The 18,879-nt window shown below is 45.7% G+C and carries 15 protein-coding genes and 8 tRNA genes; 16 read left to right on the forward strand and 7 right to left on the reverse strand.

Features of this window, described 5'->3' with window-relative positions:
• Positions 1 to 126 precede the first annotated feature (126 nt).
• A complete protein-coding gene (locus tag OX890_RS13125) occupies positions 127 to 1,992 on the forward strand; it encodes a M2 family metallopeptidase (protein WP_268649354.1) in 1,866 nt (621 codons plus the stop codon).
• A gap of 113 nt (positions 1,993 to 2,105) precedes the next feature.
• Here OX890_RS13125 and smrA read toward each other — a convergent pair whose 3' ends face one another.
• Positions 2,106 to 2,696 (reverse strand): DNA endonuclease SmrA, encoded by a 591-nt coding sequence (gene smrA / locus OX890_RS13130; RefSeq protein ID WP_268649355.1) that lies wholly within the window; start codon positions 2,694 to 2,696, stop codon positions 2,106 to 2,108.
• Positions 2,697 to 2,814: 118 nt separating this feature from the next.
• Here smrA and OX890_RS13135 point away from each other — a divergent pair, with 118 nt between their 5' ends.
• Positions 2,815 to 3,390, forward strand: a complete 576-nt coding sequence (locus OX890_RS13135) for a YybH family protein (protein ID WP_006087192.1) — start codon at positions 2,815 to 2,817, stop codon at positions 3,388 to 3,390.
• Between the two features lie 128 nt (positions 3,391 to 3,518).
• Positions 3,519 to 4,046 carry a YchJ family protein gene (locus OX890_RS13140; protein ID WP_268649356.1) on the forward strand — a complete coding sequence of 176 codons (528 nt, stop codon included), beginning with the start codon at positions 3,519 to 3,521 and terminating at the stop codon, positions 4,044 to 4,046.
• Positions 4,047 to 4,297: 251 nt separating this feature from the next.
• Here the strand turns inward: OX890_RS13140 and OX890_RS13145 are convergent, their stop codons facing one another.
• The 3 genes from OX890_RS13145 to OX890_RS13155 all read right to left on the reverse strand — a co-directional run bounded on the left by OX890_RS13145 (position 4,298) and on the right by OX890_RS13155 (position 7,718).
• Positions 4,298 to 6,481, reverse strand: a complete 2,184-nt coding sequence (locus OX890_RS13145; RefSeq protein ID WP_268649357.1) for a sensor domain-containing phosphodiesterase — start codon at positions 6,479 to 6,481, stop codon at positions 4,298 to 4,300.
• A 251-nt stretch (positions 6,482 to 6,732) separates the two neighbouring features.
• Positions 6,733 to 7,020: a DUF406 family protein gene (locus OX890_RS13150; protein ID WP_063884401.1), complete on the reverse strand. Its 288-nt coding sequence runs from the start codon at positions 7,018 to 7,020 to the stop codon at positions 6,733 to 6,735.
• A 209-nt stretch (positions 7,021 to 7,229) separates the two neighbouring features.
• The gene (locus tag OX890_RS13155; RefSeq protein WP_011839922.1) at positions 7,230 to 7,718 is read right to left on the reverse strand and encodes a VC2046/SO_2500 family protein; all 489 of its coding nucleotides are present in this window, start codon (positions 7,716 to 7,718) and stop codon (positions 7,230 to 7,232) included.
• A gap of 125 nt (positions 7,719 to 7,843) precedes the next feature.
• Between OX890_RS13155 and OX890_RS13160 the strand changes: the two genes are divergently transcribed.
• The 3 genes from OX890_RS13160 to OX890_RS13170 all read left to right on the forward strand — a co-directional run bounded on the left by OX890_RS13160 (position 7,844) and on the right by OX890_RS13170 (position 8,253).
• Positions 7,844 to 7,928 (forward strand) — tRNA-Tyr (locus OX890_RS13160).
• A 71-nt stretch (positions 7,929 to 7,999) separates the two neighbouring features.
• A tRNA-Tyr gene (locus tag OX890_RS13165) sits at positions 8,000 to 8,084 on the forward strand.
• Between the two features lie 84 nt (positions 8,085 to 8,168).
• Positions 8,169 to 8,253 (forward strand) — tRNA-Tyr (locus tag OX890_RS13170).
• 9 nt (positions 8,254 to 8,262) lie between these two features.
• Here OX890_RS13170 and OX890_RS13175 read toward each other — a convergent pair.
• On the reverse strand, positions 8,263 to 8,424 hold the full coding sequence (locus tag OX890_RS13175) for a hypothetical protein (RefSeq protein ID WP_159049125.1): 162 nt from the start codon (positions 8,422 to 8,424) through the stop codon (positions 8,263 to 8,265).
• A gap of 79 nt (positions 8,425 to 8,503) precedes the next feature.
• Here OX890_RS13175 and OX890_RS13180 point away from each other — a divergent pair, with 79 nt between their 5' ends.
• Positions 8,504 to 9,649: a PLP-dependent cysteine synthase family protein gene (locus OX890_RS13180; protein WP_268649358.1), complete on the forward strand. Its 1,146-nt coding sequence runs from the start codon at positions 8,504 to 8,506 to the stop codon at positions 9,647 to 9,649.
• A gap of 118 nt (positions 9,650 to 9,767) precedes the next feature.
• Here the strand turns inward: OX890_RS13180 and queE are convergent, their stop codons facing one another.
• Positions 9,768 to 10,436: a 7-carboxy-7-deazaguanine synthase QueE gene (gene queE, locus OX890_RS13185; protein WP_107404461.1), complete on the reverse strand. Its 669-nt coding sequence runs from the start codon at positions 10,434 to 10,436 to the stop codon at positions 9,768 to 9,770.
• 171 nt (positions 10,437 to 10,607) lie between these two features.
• Between queE and queC the strand changes: the two genes are divergently transcribed.
• Complete coding sequence (gene queC / locus OX890_RS13190) at positions 10,608 to 11,330, forward strand: 7-cyano-7-deazaguanine synthase QueC (protein WP_107404460.1); 723 nt, start codon at positions 10,608 to 10,610, stop codon at positions 11,328 to 11,330.
• Entirely contained in the window at positions 11,327 to 11,923 is a 597-nt protein-coding gene (rrtA, locus tag OX890_RS13195) for a rhombosortase (protein WP_107404459.1), read from the forward strand. Before queC ends, rrtA begins: the two co-directional genes overlap by 4 nt.
• A gap of 76 nt (positions 11,924 to 11,999) precedes the next feature.
• Here the strand turns inward: rrtA and uvrB are convergent, their stop codons facing one another.
• Positions 12,000 to 14,006, reverse strand: coding sequence for an excinuclease ABC subunit UvrB (gene uvrB / locus OX890_RS13200; protein ID WP_006087199.1), 2,007 nt, complete (start codon positions 14,004 to 14,006; stop codon positions 12,000 to 12,002).
• A 1,489-nt stretch (positions 14,007 to 15,495) separates the two neighbouring features.
• On the opposite strand from uvrB, the gene OX890_RS13205 reads away from it, so the two are divergent.
• From OX890_RS13205 to rsxA, 7 genes are all read left to right on the forward strand, one after another.
• Positions 15,496 to 15,571, forward strand: a tRNA-Asn gene (locus OX890_RS13205).
• 63 nt (positions 15,572 to 15,634) lie between these two features.
• A tRNA-Asn gene (locus tag OX890_RS13210) sits at positions 15,635 to 15,710 on the forward strand.
• A gap of 32 nt (positions 15,711 to 15,742) precedes the next feature.
• Positions 15,743 to 15,818: transfer RNA gene (locus OX890_RS13215), tRNA-Asn, on the forward strand.
• Positions 15,819 to 15,859: 41 nt separating this feature from the next.
• Positions 15,860 to 15,935 (forward strand) — tRNA-Asn (locus OX890_RS13220).
• A 49-nt stretch (positions 15,936 to 15,984) separates the two neighbouring features.
• Positions 15,985 to 16,060 (forward strand) — tRNA-Asn (locus OX890_RS13225).
• Positions 16,061 to 16,269: 209 nt separating this feature from the next.
• Positions 16,270 to 18,174: an EAL domain-containing protein gene (locus OX890_RS13230; protein WP_259541209.1), complete on the forward strand. Its 1,905-nt coding sequence runs from the start codon at positions 16,270 to 16,272 to the stop codon at positions 18,172 to 18,174.
• A gap of 125 nt (positions 18,175 to 18,299) precedes the next feature.
• A complete protein-coding gene (rsxA, locus tag OX890_RS13235) occupies positions 18,300 to 18,878 on the forward strand; it encodes an electron transport complex subunit RsxA (RefSeq protein ID WP_006081543.1) in 579 nt (192 codons plus the stop codon).
• The last annotated feature ends 1 nt before the right edge of the window (position 18,879 follow it).

Genomic DNA, 18,879 nt, shown 5'->3' on the forward strand with positions numbered 1-18,879 from the left:
CCTGCATACCCACTGCATGTCGAACATCTACGAATTAAGTGTGACCAACAAGCCCATTAACCCTTGTGCAATACCCCTTAGCTTTAGGTAAACTGTGTAACACAAAAACAACAAGGACAAGTAGACATGGTTATTTCATTGAATCGTCGCAGTAAAATCGCCCTAACAGTCGCCTTAGCGCTGGGATTAACGGCCTGTAATGATGCACAAAGCAAAACTGACAAGCCTGCTAGCACTGAAGCGGCTGTCATCAATACCGCCCCAGATAAAGCACAAGCCATTGCTTTTATTAACGATGCTGAAGCCAAAATGGCTGAATTATCGATTGAATCTAATCGCGCCGAGTGGATTTACAGCAACTTTATTACCGATGATACCGCGGCTCTGTCTGCCACAGTCGGTGAAAAGGTCAGCGCAGCGTCGGTAAAATTTGCAACAGAGGCGGCTAAGTACGCCAATGTGCAACTCGATCCCGTTAATGCCCGCAAGCTTAATATCCTACGCAGTACGTTAGTATTGCCCGCCCCGCTCGATCCTGCGAAAAATGCCGAGCTTGCGCAAATTAGCTCAGAGTTAAATGGCTTATACGGCAAAGGCAAATACTGTTTTGCCGACGGTAAGTGTATGAGCCAGCCTGAGCTATCGAGCTTGATGGCCGAATCACGGGATCCCGCAACCTTGCTAGAAGCGTGGAAAGGCTGGCGTGAAATTGCTAAACCCATGCGTCCCTTGTTTCAACGTGAAGTGGAACTGGCCAATGAAGGCGCGAAGGATCTTGGTTATGCAAACCTGTCTGAGCTATGGCGTAGTCAATATGATATGAAACCCGATGATTTTTCACAGGAACTCGATCGTCTTTGGGGCCAAGTGAAACCCCTTTATGAATCATTGCACTGTTACGTGCGCGGTGAACTCAATAAAGAATACGGCGATAACATCGCACCGACTACAGGACCTATCCCTGCACATTTACTCGGCAATATGTGGGCCCAGCAATGGGGAAATGTGTATGATTTAGTCGCCCCAGACAATGCCGACCCGGGTTACGATGTCACTGAGCTACTGGCAAAAAATGGCTATGACGAGCATAAAATGGTGAAACAAGCCGAAGGCTTCTTCACATCACTAGGATTTGCGCCACTGCCAGAAAGTTTTTGGGCACGTTCTCTATTCGTTCAGCCAAAGGATCGTGATGTGGTTTGCCACGCTTCGGCATGGGATCTCGATAATCTCGACGATATTCGCATAAAAATGTGTATCCAAAAGACCGCCGAAGATTTTAGCGTGATCCATCACGAACTTGGACATAACTTCTATCAACGCGCTTATAAGCAGCAACCATTCCTGTTTAAAAACAGCGCCAACGATGGTTTCCATGAAGCGATTGGTGACACGATTGCGCTGTCGATCACCCCAAGCTACTTAAAACAGATTGGCTTATTAGACGAAGTACCTGATGCCTCTAAGGACATTGGCCTCTTACTGAAGCAAGCTTTAGATAAAATCGCCTTCTTGCCCTTTGGTCTGATGATAGATCAGTGGCGCTGGAAAGTGTTTAGCGGCGAAATCACACCTGCCCAATATAACCAAGCATGGTGGGATCTCAGGGAAAAATACCAAGGCGTAAAAGCACCGACGAAGCGCAGCGAAGCTGACTTTGATCCAGGCGCTAAATACCATGTTCCAGGTAATGTGCCTTACACTCGTTACTTCCTCGCGCATATTCTGCAATTCCAGTTCCATCAAGCGCTGTGTGAAACTGCGGGCGATAAAGGTCCGGTTCATAGATGCAGTATTTATGGCAATCAAGCTGCGGGAGAGAAACTCAATAAGATGCTCGAGTTAGGTTTAAGTAAGCCATGGCCAGAAGCATTGAAAGAAGTCACTGGCAAAGAAACCATGGATGCCAAAGCTGTGCTCGATTACTTCGCGCCACTTAAAACATGGTTAGATGAGCAAAATACCGTCGCAAATCGCCAATGTGGTTGGTAATGACGCGTTAAGTCATCGCCAAATTGCATAAAGCAAAATGCCCAACGAGATTGGGCATTTTTATTCCATGTTATTTCTCAATACTTTTTATCAAATACTGGGCCTGTTTTGGTCTAACGCCAGCCCATGCCTTTACGATTGGCTTCACGGTTTTCAAGCTTTAACTGTTCAGACTTAGTTAACATCACATACAGCGCCCCAGTGCCGCCCTGCTCAGTTTTCGCCGAATGATAGGCCAGCACCATATCCAGTTGTGATAACCAACAACACACAGCGGATTTGAGTAATCCAGCAAAGGGTTGACTCTGATAACCTTTACCGTGGATCAACATCACACACCGCTCACCGTGCGCCTGCGCTGCCAGTAAATAGTTGAGTACGGCCTCGCGAGCTTGATTAAGCTGATAGGCATGCACATCAAGCTCCATCTTGATACTGTATTGCCCCATGCGTAACCGCTTGAAAACGCCGCCTTGTACCCCTTCACGTTTAAAGCTGACAATGTCATCCGGCGCTTGCTGCACAAACGCTTTCAAATCCAGTGGCATACACGCTAAATAAGCTTCCCTTTGTAAGGCATCGCGTCTGTGGATTTGTTCCGCCGTTAACGCTTTGGGCGCAAAACTCACCACAGGCACCTCGCCTTTCAATGGTACAACTCCGGCCATTTCCTCAAAAAACAGTGCTGATTCATCATCCAGCATGGCAAGCTCCTTTACTTCACACTCTTGTACAGAAACACACTTTGTAATCATTCAAGGCTTTAGTTCAGCGGGCGGCTCCATTATAGTGACGCCATGATTGCCAGATTAGAATAAAGTAATGAAATTTTTGCCGCTAGTCCTGATGTGCCTATTGTCGCTGCCAAGCTTAGCCAATCCAGCTAAAACGCATACAAAATCCACCGATGATCAATTGATCAACGCTAATTATCCTTTATTTATTAGCGCTTTTAATCAATTGTCCCCTGAAGTGACTCGTGAGATTTATGCCGATGACGCTAGCTACTTGTCTGAGAGTCAAAGTAAAGAAATTTACTATGGCCGAGATAATATCGTCGCGATTTACCAAAAGTTTTTCGATAAAATCCGCGCGAAGAAAGCCACTATCGACGTGGATTTTCGCATCACCAAGCGTAAAATTATCGGCGATGGTGCCATAGATACTGGCTATTATTTGGTTCGATTTTACCCAGCAAAAGAAACGGGCGAACCTGTGAGTGAATTTGCAGGCAAATTTGCCATTGGTACAGAAAAAGTCTCAGCGACCCAATGGAAAGTGAGCTTAGACACCAATAATCGTGCAGAACCTAGCTATTACCTGAATGCGAAACCTGTGCCTAACTTGTATTATGGTCGCCAGTTCCCGCCTTTACCTGCGGGTAAGAAGCTGCCCTAAGTTTTGTGCTGACGCTATTTAACGCATTCAGATACATGCTTAATGCATTAAAATAAAAGTATAATGCGTTAGAATAAAAGCTTAATTTATTGAAAAAATCATCATTTAATCGATACCGCAAAGAAAACATGACGACAACTGAACAAAGCTGCCCCTGTGGCAGTAGCAAACGTTACCAAGATTGCTGCAATCCACTGCATATTCATGTCGATTCTGGGCAAGTCGTTGCGCGCACGCCCGAGCAACTCATGCGCTCACGTTACTGCGCATTTGTGTTGAAAAATTTTGATTACATTTTGAAAACACATCATCCCGAGTACCTGAACGATCTCACCCTAGCAAGCCTTAATAATAGCCCTCACCCACATTGGCTAGGACTAGAAGTACTCAGCAGCAGTGAAACACCCGCCCACATCTCACAAGCTGTGAGTCAAGCAATCGCTGAACAAAGACATGGCACAGTGACGTTTAAGGCTTGGTACAAACTCGAAGGTGAAATTGATGCTATCTATGAGCGTTCGGAATTTATCTATCAAACGGGCCGCTGGTATTACAGCCAAGGCCAGCAAATGACGGCAAAGTTACCCGGCAGAAATGATGTTTGCGTTTGCCATAGCGGTAAAAAATTCAAACAATGCTGCTTAAAGTCTCTCTGAGTTAAAATCATAAGCTGTTGCTATGAGCATGCGGCGCAATATTGTGCTGAAGGATTACAGTAATGGTTTACATCACTGATTTAACAAGCATAGAGATTAAAAAATAAAGACAGGCTAGGTTTATGCTCTAGATGTGTAGGCTAGATGCGTAATCTAAGTTAGCAATCTTACCAGCCCTTACTTTAATCGAAAGTTATCAAGAGTCATCGCGAGTTATCGAAAACAACGGTTTAAAAGCTGCTCACACCTGCTTAGTGGGTCAAAACTGAAGGGCTTTTGGCCGACAAGATAAATTGTGCAAACTCAGGCTCCCGCAATGCAGGACTGTAGAGATAACCCTGCGCCTGATGGCAAAAGCTTTTCGCTAAAAAGGCTTCTTGCTCAAGGGTTTCAACCCCTTCTGCCGTCAAGGAGATATTCAAAGCACTCGCCATGGCGATAATGGCTGAGACAATTTCGCGGCTTTCGCGACTCACAGTGAGATCTGAAATAAACGACCGATCTATTTTGAGTTTACTGATCGGGAACTGTTTCAAATACCGCATAGAGCTGTAACCCGTACCAAAATCGTCAATCGCAAGTCCTACGCCTAATTCAGCCAATTCTTGGCATAACAAGGTCGCATGGCGAATGTCGCCCATCAACTCAGTCTCAGTGATCTCTAAAATTAACGTCTTAGGTTTCAATCGATAACGAGTTAATAGCTGCCACACCTGCTCGAATAAATTGCCACTGAAAAACTGACGGGCCGACACATTTACGTGCATTGTCATGTCCGCGTTATGGTGTTGCCACAGGTTCAACTGGCGACATGCGGCCTCTAACACCCAGCTGCCGATGGAATTAATCATCCCCGATTGCTCGGCAATATCGATAAAAGATGCGGGAAATAACACGCCTCTTTTAGGATGATGCCAACGGATTAAAGCTTCAGCGCCAATATAGGTATTCTGCTCTAAATCCCTCAGTGGCTGATAATAAAGCTCAAACTGACGACCACGGATGGCACTGTGTAAATCGCGCTCTATCTGTGCATCTTCTTTAAATGCGCTCAATAAAGTGCTGTTAAACACTTGGATTGCTGTGCCCTTTTTCTTTTTAGCATACTGAACGGCAATATCGGCACAGGTTAACGGCGCAAACAAACTCGCCACCGAGGCGATATCAACCACAGCTAAGGCAGGCTTGGGCTCGACTTGTTCGCGACCGATTAAGATAGGCATAGCCAGATGCTGATACAGACGCGTACTAAAATAATCGAGATCGTATACTGCGTTATCATCAGTCAGCAGCACGGCAAATTCATCGCTGCCGACACGGGCAATTTCGGTGGCTTTATTGATCTCGGAGAAATGTTTCAAACGGCGGGCAATTTCAATCAATAAGCTATCGCCATTCTCATGGCCATAGGTATCGTTAAACCGCTTAAATCCAACCAGATCGACTAATAACAACAGTCCCTTATTGGTACGTTCAAGTACTCGATTAAAGTGGGTGCGGTTATGTAGCCCCGTTAATCCACAGCGCCAAGCGAGCCGTTCAAGCTCTGATTTGTAGTTATGCTCATCGGTATTTTCTTCACACGAGACCAAGGCATAATGATTGCCGCGATCGGTAATAAATTGACTCAGCACGTATGTCAGCCAATAGCGGCTGCCATCGGCACGACTAAACTGCACTTCGCCTTTGGCAATTTCGCCCCTAAAAATTTGCGCTAGGGTTTGCTCGGCTAATTGGGCATGCTGCTTAAAAAAAGCCAATTCACGGATATTTGCGCCGATTATCTGCTCACGGGGCATGCCAGTGATTTCACTGTGCGCCTGATTCACATACTCGACTTTTTCAGTATGCAGATTAATGAGCATACTGATCTGCCGTGATTGCTCTGTTGCGCAGCGAAATAAGCTCAGGCTTTCTTCTTTGTCGTAGCTGTGTTTTGTCGCTAAGGTCAGGGCTAATTGATCTGCCATCTGGCACACGAGGTGGATTTCGCTGTCGTGCCAATGGGGAGTAAATTGCGCCCGCTCGATGCAGAGCACACCTTCCAGACTACCATTGATGCGAATGGCGATGTCGAGACTCGAATTGATATTCCGCGGGATAAAATAGCACTCTGCCAATTCACTTAAACGGGGATCGGTCAGCGTATTGCCAGCATCGATATGGCGCAGGGTTTTAAGCTCGTGCACATAACGGGGACAAACTTGTAATAGTTTAGGCCTATGAATGTCTTGCAACATCATAGAACCAAATTGTGCAACGAGTGTTTGGGTTTGTTGATCAGCTGAAAACGTCCACACTGACACCAAAGAAACCGCTAAATTCTGGCACAACAACTCTGTGGCTAACTCTGCTGTCTTGGTGAAATCGCCCTGCTGTTTTGCAGTTGACTGAACCAAAGACTCCAATAAATGCTGATGCTGACGTCGCTTCACGCTGATTCCCTACAAAACTTCGTGTTGGGCTAAAGGTCTTTGCTACGCGCAAACGTACCCTGAAATGTGCAATTAAGCTGATTGAATTATTCTTATTTGGAGGCAGATTACACTATCTACTGTAAGTGCAGCAACATGTGGCACAATTTATTACAATTAAGTTAACAACTGCAGCATTTTTAGACAGTTAAAACGATTAAGCTCGAACTCTATTTGCTAAAATCTATCCGCTAAAAGTGCTGCACAAAAACTTATAAACCGTTTTCCAATTGGAAAATCATTTTCTCGGCGCTCACACCAAAGGTCAGCAGTAAATCGATACCCGCAGCCGTGGTCACAAACTCAGTTTGTACTTCAGCAAATCGAGCTTGGGCACGGCTCGCCATACTTTCTGCATCTGTTTGCGCGCTATCGCCAACAAAATTTAACGTCAATAAGGTATCGTGTTCATCAATGACGGCACCGATATCGACAAAACTGCCACAATCGGTGCAAGTGTCATTTACGGTCGGACTCTGTGCTTCTATTATGCCTTTCATCTGTATTCCTTATTTATAAAGCGACTGATTAACGGCATCACTAAACTATGCTCGCTAATTTATTTGCGCGGTAAGTGGCTAACTCGATAGGTTAATCAGAATTATAGGTAATTAAGCCTCAAGATAACTGGCTTTAGCTCACGCTTATTTACTGAAATGGCGCAGATTGACGCTATTGGTATTGAAGAGGACTTGCTGGAAATGGGTAACTAGGCAGAAGCAAGCAGAGGCACCAGATTACGTTGGATTGCCAATTGATCGGCAAAATGCATGATTTCAACCTTAGGCGCGCTGAGTTGGCCCCTCTGCCTAAGCTGGGTGACATGATCACAGTTACTCAGGGCCTCGGCCATTGCTACGCTCTCACCGCCTCGGATCACTAAGGCTTCCGGTCGCAGTGCCTGCTGTAATTGAAATGCCCGCGAACCTTGGGCCATAAAAATACTGCTGTTATCGACTACTGGTTCGGCAGAAGATAAATCCGCCATTAAGCTTTGCTGCGGTGGCAACTCGAACTGACGCTGTAATTTTTGCGCCATATCGAGCTCGTTTTGCCATTGAAATTGCGCCATGTCCCGTGCGTCAACGGACAGTAACGACAGCAACAGGGCGAATTCACCCCGTCTGTCGTTTTCTATCGCCGCGTTTAAGCGGGTGCCAATTTGGGCTTCGTTGACTAAAGGAACATCAATTTGCATAAAAAAACATCGTCAAAACAATTCGTTGTTAGTTAATCGACCATTTGATGCATAACTTTAGGAAAATTTTTAAATTGGGTATTTACATGCAAAAGGTTTCTGACTACTATGGCGGCCGCAATTGAGGAGGGGTTCCCGAGTGGCCAAAGGGATCAGACTGTAAATCTGACGGCTCAGCCTTCGAAGGTTCGAATCCTTCTCCCTCCACCATTTGCACTGTAAGTTTGTGAGTGTTGTTCGAAAATGATGTAGAGTTTTACAAAAGCGTTAAAGGTATTCGTGGAGGGGTTCCCGAGTGGCCAAAGGGATCAGACTGTAAATCTGACGGCTCAGCCTTCGAAGGTTCGAATCCTTCTCCCTCCACCATCTTTATCTCTAACGCAGATAATCATTTTCAAGTATCAAACATGGCCAATGTTTGGTTCAGCTTTAAAAGTAAAGAAAGTTTGTGGAGGGGTTCCCGAGTGGCCAAAGGGATCAGACTGTAAATCTGACGGCTCAGCCTTCGAAGGTTCGAATCCTTCTCCCTCCACCATTTCTTTCATTATCTATACCCCTCTTGTTCAATTTCCGTTTTGTCTATCCAAGTTTTATCTGCCATAACTTCATCTATTCCTTTTGTTCTGATTACATTCTTTGTATTAAACTGCACTTCTGTTTGAAGCCATCTTTTTAGTTCGCGATATTTGTCTTTAACATCAATCACGCTTCGCGCGACTTCAAGCTAGTGACTCCAAGCAGATCCAATAAAACCGCTTTGCACGTCCCTGTGATATGCTCTAAAAATGATCCCTTTCGAAGTGACTATGATGATATCTAACACAATTCAACCGCCAGTGGACTCACACAGCGCTCGCAGACTCTGCCCAACGTGGGAAGCCCATGCGATAGGCAAGATTGAAGCGGATTTTCAGCGCAGCGCCGATACCCATTTGATTAAACTTGAATTACCTATGCTCGATGGCATAGATATTTATCTTAAAGATGAAAGTACCCACCCGACAGGCAGCTTAAAGCATCGCCTCGCCCGCTCACTCTTCCTCTATGCCCTGTGTAACGGCTGGATTAAGCAAGGTACGCCGATTATCGAATCCTCATCGGGCAGCACGGCGATTTCTGAAGCCTATTTTGCCCGCTTACTCGGTTTACCTTTTATTGCCGTAATGCCTAAAAGCACGGCTAAAAAGAAGATTGAGCAGATCACTTTCTATGGCGGCCAATGCCATTTTGTCGATCATTCCAGTGAGATTTACGCCGAATCGGCACGCCTCGCCGCAGAGCTTGGCGGCCATTATATGGATCAATTCACCTACGCCGAGCGCGCGACCGACTGGCGCGGTAATAATAATATTGCCAATTCTATTTTCAATCAGATGGAACGCGAGCCACACACAATCCCGCGTTGGATAGTGATGAGTCCGGGTACAGGCGGCACATCGGCGACCATAGGCCGCTACATCCGCTATCAAAGGTTGGCGACCCAGCTTTGCGTAGTTGATCCGCAAAACTCGGTATTTTTTGATTTTTATCAGAGCGGCGATGCCAGCTTAACCTGTTGCAATGGCAGTAAAATTGAAGGCATAGGTCGACCAAGAGTCGAGCCATCGTTTATTCCTGGCGTTGTGGATTCTATGCTGCAAATCCCCGACGCGGCTTCTGTCGCGACGATTCATTGGTTAGAGCAACTGATTGGCCGTAAAACCGGCGCATCGACGGGCACTAACCTGTACGGTGCATTGCAACTTGCCGTACAAATGCAAGCGCGCGGAGAGCAAGGCTCAATCGTGACCCTAATTTGTGATTCGGGTGAGCGTTATCTCGATACTTATTACGATGCTGATTGGATTGCGGCGAATATTGGTGATATTGCCCCCTATCAGCGCCAACTTGCGGCATTCAATCATTTTGGTCAACTAAGCGAGCTTGATTAACCGACTCGATTAAATCCCTTGAGTTGACGGCTTTAAAGTCCACCGCTAAACGTCAGCCATAAAAAACGCCCCACAATTGTGAGGCGTTTTTTATCGTTGGTAGAGTAACCCAAGAGCATTAATCAATATTCAAATACTTATGGGTTTGGATCGATAAACGCCAATTACGGGCAATACACACCTTCATCGCCAGTTCAGTCGCTCTGGGCTTTTGACTAATCGGCTGTAGGCAAATTGTTTTCGCCGAAATATCGATGTCTTGCAGTAACTCATCCAATTCAGCGATGTGATTTTCAGTGGCGATAGGATGCTTGATCTCATTGGCACGATTCAGCGCCTGCGCTAATACCTTATAACCACCTTTCATGTTCACCTTGGGCGATACCGTCACCCAAGTGTCATCGGCACAATTGATGTCAAAGGTACCACTGGTTTCTATTTGGGTGGCAAAGCCTTGACTGTGCAAGGTTTCAGTTAATTCGCGTAAATCGTACATACAAGGCTCACCGCCGGTGATCACGATATGGCGCGCAGTGAAACCTTTAGCATGAAAAGCAGCGATAAGACTTTGCGCCGTATGATCAGCCCAGCGACCAATAGTGCCGTCTACGGTAATGACTTGCTCTGGCGTCACTTTATTCACTTCAAGCACATCCCATGTCTGTTTCGTATCGCACCAAGCACATCCCACGGGACAACCTTGCAGGCGAACAAATATGGCGGGCACTCCGGTAAAGACACCTTCACCTTGAATGGTTTCAAATACTTCGTTGACTGGGTAGTTCATGCTGGCGTTCCACTTTTCTGGGGCGGCATTTATAGTGGATTTTAGCTTGAGCTGCAAGTTTTTGCGCCGAGAAAGCCTATTTGATGTAGATCGCCAGAGTTTGCAAGCCCTATGGCCTGAGTTACACTAACGGCCTATTTATGCGTGTTCTACGGTTAAGTGAAATCCTTTATGTCAACGAGCTTAGTGTCAAAACCCTTAGCGTCCAAAGCAGTGGTAGTATTCAGTGGCGGACAAGATTCGACAACCTGTCTTATCCAAGCCCTAACCCAGTACGATGAAGTACACGGGATCACCTTTGACTACGGTCAACGTCATCGCGAAGAAATTGAAGTCGCCAAATCCTTAGCCAAACGCTTGAAGATCACTAGTCATAAAGTCATGGATGTCACATTACTCAATGAGTTAGCGATATCGGCACTTACCCGTGATGCGATTCCCGTCTCACATGAGCTAATGGAAAATGGCCTGCCGAATACTTTTGTGCCTGGACGTAATATTCTGTTTTTAACGCTTGCGGGCATTTATGCCTATCAATTAGGCGCTGAAGCGATTATCACCGGCGTGTGTGAAACCGATTTTTCGGGTTACCCAGATTGTCGCAACGATTTTGTTAAAGCGATGGAATCAGCCTTAGTTCAAGGCATGGATAAACAACTTAAGATCATCACGCCTTTGATGTGGCTCAATAAGGCACAAACCTGGGCGCTGGCGGATAAATATCAGCAACTCGATCTGGTTCGCCACCATACCCTCACTTGCTATAACGGTGTGATTGGTGATGGTTGTGGCGATTGCCCTGCCTGTCATCTGCGTAAACGGGGTCTGGACGACTATCTGCAGGATAAAACCGCAGTCATGGCTTCACTCGACGCTAGCGAGCCAAATGCATGACACGCAGTCCCTATTGGGTCGCGCTGGTGGTGAGTCTGATATGTGCGGGTTTGTATGTCGCAGGCTTGCCCAGTCCTGCTGTCGACAACCTGCTCGCCTATCGCCGCAGTGCTATTGCTGATGGTGAATGGTGGCGCTTAATCAGCGGTAATTTACTTCACACGAATCAGTGGCACCTGTTGATGAATCTTGCGGGTCTTTGGGTTGTGCTGTTTTTGCATCATTTCCATTACCATCTCAAAGGCTTAAGCGCACTATTCCTCGTATTATGTTTACTCGAAGGCATAGGCCTATATTTAGGCTACCCGCAATTGCTCGGTTATGTCGGCTTAAGCGGTATGTTGCACGGCTTATTCGCCTTCGGCGCGGTGCAGGATATTGTCCGCAAGCTACGCTCAGGCTATCTGCTGTTACTTGGCGTTATCATCAAGGTTGGCCACGAACAGCTTTATGGCGCCAGCAATGATGTCACCGCCATGATAGGCGCGCGCGTGGCAACTGAGGCGCATTTGGTTGGCTTAATCTGTGGGCTGATTTGTGCTTTAGCGGTTTTCATCACGCTAAAGTTTAGCCCCGTAAAAGCCTCTGCTTAATTCACTGACAGACATTAAAAAGCCGTCGCAGCATAACTACTGGACGGCTTTTTTAATCTTTAGCGTTAAGGTTAACCTAGGCCTTGATCAACAAGTCCCGCAAATGCTTGACTTCATCACGCATCGCCGCCGCTTGTTCGAACTCTAAGTTGCGCGCATGTTCGTGCATCTTCTTCTCAAGCTGATCGATTTGATGGCTCAACTCAGTCGCATCGGCTTTATGGTAATGGGACTTAGGTTCAGCCACTTTGCCATACACAGCTTTACTGTCGCGGCCGTCATCCACATCCATCACATCGGTGATCCGTTTAACCACGCCCTTAGGTGTGATGCCGTGCTTTAAGTTGTGCGCGCGCTGGCGTTCACGACGGCGGTCAGTTTCACCAATGGCCTTCGCCATCGAATTGGTAATGCGATCGGCATAGAGGATTACTTTGCCATTAACGTTACGCGCGGCGCGGCCAATGGTTTGGATGAGCGAGCGTTCTGAGCGCAGGAAGCCCTCTTTATCCGCATCTAAAATACACACCAATGACACTTCTGGCATGTCCAAGCCTTCGCGCAATAGGTTGATCCCAACCAACACATCAAACTTACCTAAACGCAGATCGCGGATGATCTCAACCCGTTCGACCGTGTCTATGTCCGAGTGCAAATAACGCACTTTTACACCATGTTCGTCGAGGTATTCAGTCAAATCCTCCGACATACGCTTGGTCAGCGTCGTCACTAACACCCGCTCGTTAACAGCGACGCGCTTGGCGATTTCAGACAATAAATCATCCACTTGAGTCCCAACAGGACGCACTTCTAATTCAGGATCGAGTAAACCCGTTGGCCGCACGACCTGCTCGGCAATCTCGCCTTCGCTCTTTTCCAGCTCGTAGACACTCGGTGTCGCCGACACATAAATGGTTTGAGGCATCAATTGCTCAAACTCTTCGAACTTGAGCGGTCGGTTATCCAAGGCTGACGGTAAGCGGAAACCGTATTCCACCAATGTGGTTTTACGGGAACGGTCACCTTTGTACATGGCGCCGATTTGCGGCACAGTCACATGGGATTCGTCGATAATTAATAGACCGTCAGCGGGCAAATAGTCGAGTAGGGTTGGCGGCCCTTCCCCCGGTGCGCGGCCTGACAAATAGCGCGAGTAGTTTTCGATGCCAGAGCAGTAACCTAACTCCACCATCATTTCCACATCGTATTGCACTCGCTCATGGATACGTTGGGCTTCAATTAACTTGTTGTTATCGAGTAGAAATTGCTTACGCTCACGCAGCTCTTCTTTAATGAACTCAGTGGCGGCAATGATTTTTTCCCGCGGCGTCACATAGTGAGTCTTAGGGTACACCGTTGTACGGGCGATGCGCTTAATGATATGGCCGGTTAACGGATCAAACTCGCTTAAACGCTCAATCTCATCGTCAAACAACTCAACACGAATGGCATTACGCTCAGAATCGGCAGGGAAAACATCAATCACTTCACCACGCACGCGATAGGTACCGCGCTGTAGCTCGATATCATTGCGTTTATACTGCAATTCACTGAGACGAATTAAGATATCACGCTGCCCCATCACATCGCCTTGGCGTAGATGCAGCAGCATTTTTAAATAGGAGTCGGGATCGCCCAAACCATAAATGGCCGACACAGAGGCGATAAGCACCACATCTTTACGCTCTAATAGCGCCTTCGTCGCCGACAGGCGCATTTGCTCTATGTGGGCATTAACCGACGCATCTTTCTCGATAAAGGTATTCGATGCAGGCACATAGGCTTCTGGCTGATAGTAATCGTAGTATGAGACAAAATACTCAACCGCATTATGGGGAAAGAACTCTTTCATCTCGCCGTAAAGCTGCGCCGCCAAAGTTTTATTGGGCGCCATGATAATCGTGGGGCGACCTAACTTTTGGATCACATTGGCAATCGTGAAGGTTTTACCTGAGCCGGTCACCCCGAGTAAGGTTTGGCAAGCTAAACCCGCTTCGAGTCCATCGACTAATTTGGCTATCGCTGTAGGTTGGTCGCCTGCGGGGGCGAATTGCGATTCAAGCTGAAAAACAGATTCTGACACGCGCACATATCCTTTTAATGAGTCGCCCCATTCTAATCAAGTCACCGACTAAGCTCCACAGTTATCCTTCCTGTCGTCAATTCAATACGCATTAACACCGCTAGATGACAATTTAGTGGAAGAAACATGAAACTTTTAGACCAAGCCATTTTCAACGGTTTTTGCTCACAAAACACCCGTAAACTAAGCAAAAATGCCAATTTAATACACAAGAAATCAATTTCGTTCGATTACAAAATTGCAACCTTGTTTTCACCCTCAACAAAAACCACTTGCTTTTAATACTCAATTGATAATATTGAAGTTTATTTTTGCCACCCAAAATAGTGCATTTTAAGTCCGACGCCCATACTCCAAGGCTTTGACGGCCATTTATTTGGACAACTCACAGGGTTATCCACAGATTTTGTTGATAAGTCGAAATAACCGAGAAACCACGCGGGATTGGAGGCTGTCATACACCTTAATGGCAGCCACTCAACATTTGGTAATTTAATTACATTTGATAAATGTTGCTACTTGTATCGATTTCACTAATTGCAATTGGCCCAGATTTTCACTGTGCAACGCGTCACTCGCTTTTAGTAACAGTTATGGCTAATTTGATAAAAGCTAAATTAAAATCAGTCACATATTGCGTGTTGAACTGGACACTTTAACTCTGACAGATAAGCAAGCAGCTAGGACTTCTCGTTTACTAGCTTGTTTGCACTAACGTTAAAACCAGCATAAAACTCAGTGATCAATGCTATATAAATCACCTTTATCTTTAATGAGTCGACTTATCGACATTGAGATACGCGTCATCGCCATTAATAGTTCACTTTTACTGTAAAGGTATTCCATATATGCGGCAAAAAGATAGAGCTGAAAGGCAGCTTAACTCTTAACTTACTCACTGTTCACTGTTGATAGTTGATAGTTGATAGTTGATAGCCAATGATTCATCGATCATGGTGACTTACCCAGCACCTAGAAAGAAGCTTTACTTAATCGTCTACCTTACGCCAACAAGCCTAACGGTTTAACCCTATCGTCATTTACCGCCGGTTCAATCCCCTTTTTTATGCTGCTCGATAACTTCACACCGCATCGCTATCTCGACTCATCTTGCTTACCCAATGCTTATCGATCTGCTTAAAAGATGCGATAAACCCGAAGCGATAGCTGGCGGCACTTCAGCTTTAAGCTGTTTAAGCCTATTCATTGGCCTTAAGCTCGGCTGATTTCTAAAAAGTGCTTATTTTTTAACGAGTGATTTCAATTTCATAGAAATTTCACTCCGCAAACGATGGCGTCGTTCAAAGCTATATTGCGAATTGTTAAGTGGTTTTTCACTAAAAATGTCGAATTCTGCACCACGATGCACATTAGATGAGCACTTAACAGCATAATTACACTTTTTTTAGTAACTCGAGTTGACTCATCCCACAGAGCGTTTTACTATGCGCTCCGTTCTCAACGAGTCGCTACGACTGTGTGAAACGATTCCCCTGTAGTTCAGTCGGTAGAACGGCGGACTGTTAATCCGTATGTCACTGGTTCAAGTCCAGTCAGGGGAGCCAATTTCAACACTGAGTAAAGGCAAGTAAAGTAGGACAAAGCAGTAAAGATAAGTTGTAAACGATTCCCCTGTAGTTCAGTCGGTAGAACGGCGGACTGTTAATCCGTATGTCACTGGTTCAAGTCCAGTCAGGGGAGCCAATTACACTATTACACTGCTGTTTTAAAACGATTCCCCTGTAGTTCAGTTGGTAGAACGGCGGACTGTTAATCCGTATGTCACTGGTTCGAGTCCAGTCAGGGGAGCCAATTTAAGCAAGTTTTAAGTCGATAGCCATATCGCACCCAATTCCCCTGTAGTTCAGTTGGTAGAACGGCGGACTGTTAATCCGTATGTCACTGGTTCGAGTCCAGTCAGGGGAGCCACTTTTAAAGCGTTATCTCAATACAGTTGATAGTAATATCACACTTCGATTCCCCTGTAGTTCAGTTGGTAGAACGGCGGACTGTTAATCCGTATGTCACTGGTTCGAGTCCAGTCAGGGGAGCCAATATTTCTTCGTTTAAACTCCAATTCTCTACATCTAGTTACTTCTTGCTAAGCTATTCTTTTCCGTTTTGTTTTTAAGCAAATGCAGTTACACTGTTATCAGCTTATTAAGAAAAATTTATGAGTGTCATCACACAGATAGCGGTTTTTAAGTATTTCTAACTTAAACTTATCTTGTTCGAACTCACCTATATCTAGAGCGGATTTTTTATGGCCATGTCAAAATCATATCCAGTTTTTTTACTGCTTATCTTCTTAGGTCTCTTTGCTTGGGTGTATCAAAGCGAAAACAGCCAATTGCAAGTCCAACAGCAGCAAGAACTCGATAGCTTTAAATCTAACTTAAGCCGCTACCAACAATGGCAGGGTAACGGTGTAGAACTCTTTAAAAAACTTTCTGAAAACTACTCATTCCAGTTCTTCCAATATATTGATGATACCGACGGCCAACTGAGCCATACCGAAGGAAGCTTAGACAGTCAACATCCCCACCCTTTAGCGAGTCTATTTTCCATCGAGCTCAGCCACACACAAAAATTGGCATCGGGTCGTTTACAGGTCAAGCTCAGTGCAAACCAAGCCATTGATACTGCAATTAGTAACACTGAAAAACTCGGCGCCATGTTGCTAGCGACTTACCTTATTTTGCTGTTAGTGTTTATTCTATTAATGTCGAAGCTTAGGGCTGCAGTACGTTATGCTGCTGATTATATTTCAAAAATACCAGAGTTAGGCTTTTCTGCCGTCGCAGCATCGAAACTGACTGGCGAGCTCACCCCTATTGGTATCTCCCTCGAAGAATGTCGCCTGCAACTTAAAGCCCAAATCGATAAGCTCAATCAAGAAAATGAAAAACTGCATAAGGCCGCCTATCAAGATGCCGTCACAGGTTTTGGTAGTCGCCAACGTTTTACCCAAAAATTAGAAACCATTAGTCATCCCGATATTCCTCAACTTGGGCTGATGGCGATGGTTAAAGCGACCGAGCTGACCCTCATTAATCAAAAACAAGGCCGTTCCGCGGGTGATGATTATCTTTCGAGTGTGGCCAATTGCATCCGAAAAGCCTGTAGCAAATATGCAGATGCTGAATATTTTAGGGTATCGAGTGCCGATTTTGCGGTGTTTATTCCCGATGTCATGCTAAAAGATGCACCGAAATTTTTAGACCAGTTAAAAATTTACCTCGATGAATATCAGCAGATGACCAATGCAGAATCCGTCGCCCATATAGGCTTAGTCCCCTATCGCCAAGGTACAGAAGCGGTAAATTTACTGACAATTGCCGATACCGCGGTCAGCATAGCTCAGACCCTTGGCCCCAATAGCTATCATATCCAAGAAAAACTCAATGGGGATGAACAGTTTGGTGACGATCGTTGGAAGATGGCGATTCATGATTTAGTGACTCGCCAAGCACTGAAATTCTACCAACAGCCTATTCAGCCTTGTCGTACCGATGTAGAAGTTTACCGTGAGTTGTTGGCGCGCTTTTACAATAGCGAAGGCAAGTTCTTACCTACCACCACAGTGATTGCTATGGCTGAACGTCACGGTATGAGCTCAGAATTAGATAAACTGGTCGTGATCAGTGCATTAAGAATGCTTAAGGAAAACCCGACTATTTCTGGTAACTTTGGTATCAATATCAGCGCATTTTCAGCCCATCAAGACATGTTTGTCGCTTGGCTAAAAGACATATTAGGTAAGCAAAAATACATAGCATCGCGCTTAGTATTTGAGATCAATGAGTCCGGCATGCAGTCTAACTTAGGGGCGAGTTATAAATTTGTCCGCGAAGTACACAGTGCTGGCTCACGGGTGTCGATTGAGCGTTTTGGCATGAGCTTTACCTCCTTCAAATTCTTCAGCGAAGTGCGCCCCGACTACATTAAGCTCGATGGCAGCTACACGTCTAACATCGATGAAGACAGCAATAATAAGTTCTTTGTGCGTATGATGGTGGATGTCGCCAGACGAATTGGCATTCGGGTCATCGCAACCAGTGTCGAACGCCAAGAAGAAAAATTAACCCTCGAAAAACTCTTAGTCGATGGATTGCAGGGCTATTACATCGCACAACCCCAAGCCATGGCCATTACAGATCAGATTTAATACTTTAACGGGTTAATTCATCGCCAAAATTTACAGTAAAGATGGTTAACCCTGCATTCTATATGTTGTTTATGCATACGGAAAAGTCGATAATACGGCCAAGATCCGTTTAGAAAAGTATTAGGATGACTGAATATCTCCTCTTGTTGATCAGTACAGTGCTGGTCAACAATTTCGTTTTAGTGAAATTCTTAGGCCTGTGCCCTTTTATGGGGGTCTCCAGCAAATTGGAGTCCGCTATTGGCATGTCTATGGCGACCACTTTTGTGCTGACGTTAGCCTCTATTCTCAGTTATCTCGTCAACCAGTATCTGTTATTACCCTTTGACCTGAGCTATCTGCGAACCATGAGCTTTATTTTAGTGATTGCCGTTGTGGTGCAATTTACTGAAATGGTCGTGCAAAAGACCAGTGCCGCTCTGCACCGTGCCTTAGGAATTTACCTGCCGCTTATCACGACTAACTGCGCGGTATTGGGCGTAGCCTTATTAAACGTGAATGAGAAGCACGATTTTATCCAATCGGCTATCTATGGCTTTGGTGCTGCGTTAGGCTTCTCATTAGTGTTAATTCTCTTCTCGGCGATGCGCGAGCGTTTAGCGGCCGCCGATGTCCCCTTACCTTTCAAAGGCGGGGCGATTGCGATGATCACCGCAGGTCTTATGTCACTCGCCTTTATGGGATTCACAGGATTGGTTAAGTAAG

This window comes from Shewanella sp. DAU305 (assembly GCF_026802235.1).
GTDB lineage: Bacteria > Pseudomonadota > Gammaproteobacteria > Enterobacterales > Shewanellaceae > Shewanella > Shewanella baltica.

Coding starts and splice junctions, on each gene's coding strand:
- OX890_RS13230 (WP_259541209.1), top strand. CDS start 16,270: ATGGCCATGTCAAAATCATATCCAGTTTTTTTACTGCTTATCTTCTTA.
- OX890_RS13135 (WP_006087192.1), top strand. CDS start 2,815: ATGAAATTTTTGCCGCTAGTCCTGATGTGCCTATTGTCGCTGCCAAGC.
- rsxA (WP_006081543.1), top strand. CDS start 18,300: ATGACTGAATATCTCCTCTTGTTGATCAGTACAGTGCTGGTCAACAAT.
- OX890_RS13180 (WP_268649358.1), top strand. CDS start 8,504: ATGATCCCTTTCGAAGTGACTATGATGATATCTAACACAATTCAACCG.
- OX890_RS13140 (WP_268649356.1), top strand. CDS start 3,519: ATGACGACAACTGAACAAAGCTGCCCCTGTGGCAGTAGCAAACGTTAC.
- queC (WP_107404460.1), top strand. CDS start 10,608: ATGTCAACGAGCTTAGTGTCAAAACCCTTAGCGTCCAAAGCAGTGGTA.
- OX890_RS13155 (WP_011839922.1), bottom strand. CDS start 7,718: ATGCAAATTGATGTTCCTTTAGTCAACGAAGCCCAAATTGGCACCCGC.
- OX890_RS13125 (WP_268649354.1), top strand. CDS start 127: ATGGTTATTTCATTGAATCGTCGCAGTAAAATCGCCCTAACAGTCGCC.
- queE (WP_107404461.1), bottom strand. CDS start 10,436: ATGAACTACCCAGTCAACGAAGTATTTGAAACCATTCAAGGTGAAGGT.
- OX890_RS13150 (WP_063884401.1), bottom strand. CDS start 7,020: ATGAAAGGCATAATAGAAGCACAGAGTCCGACCGTAAATGACACTTGC.
- smrA (WP_268649355.1), bottom strand. CDS start 2,696: ATGCTGGATGATGAATCAGCACTGTTTTTTGAGGAAATGGCCGGAGTT.
- rrtA (WP_107404459.1), top strand. CDS start 11,327: ATGACACGCAGTCCCTATTGGGTCGCGCTGGTGGTGAGTCTGATATGT.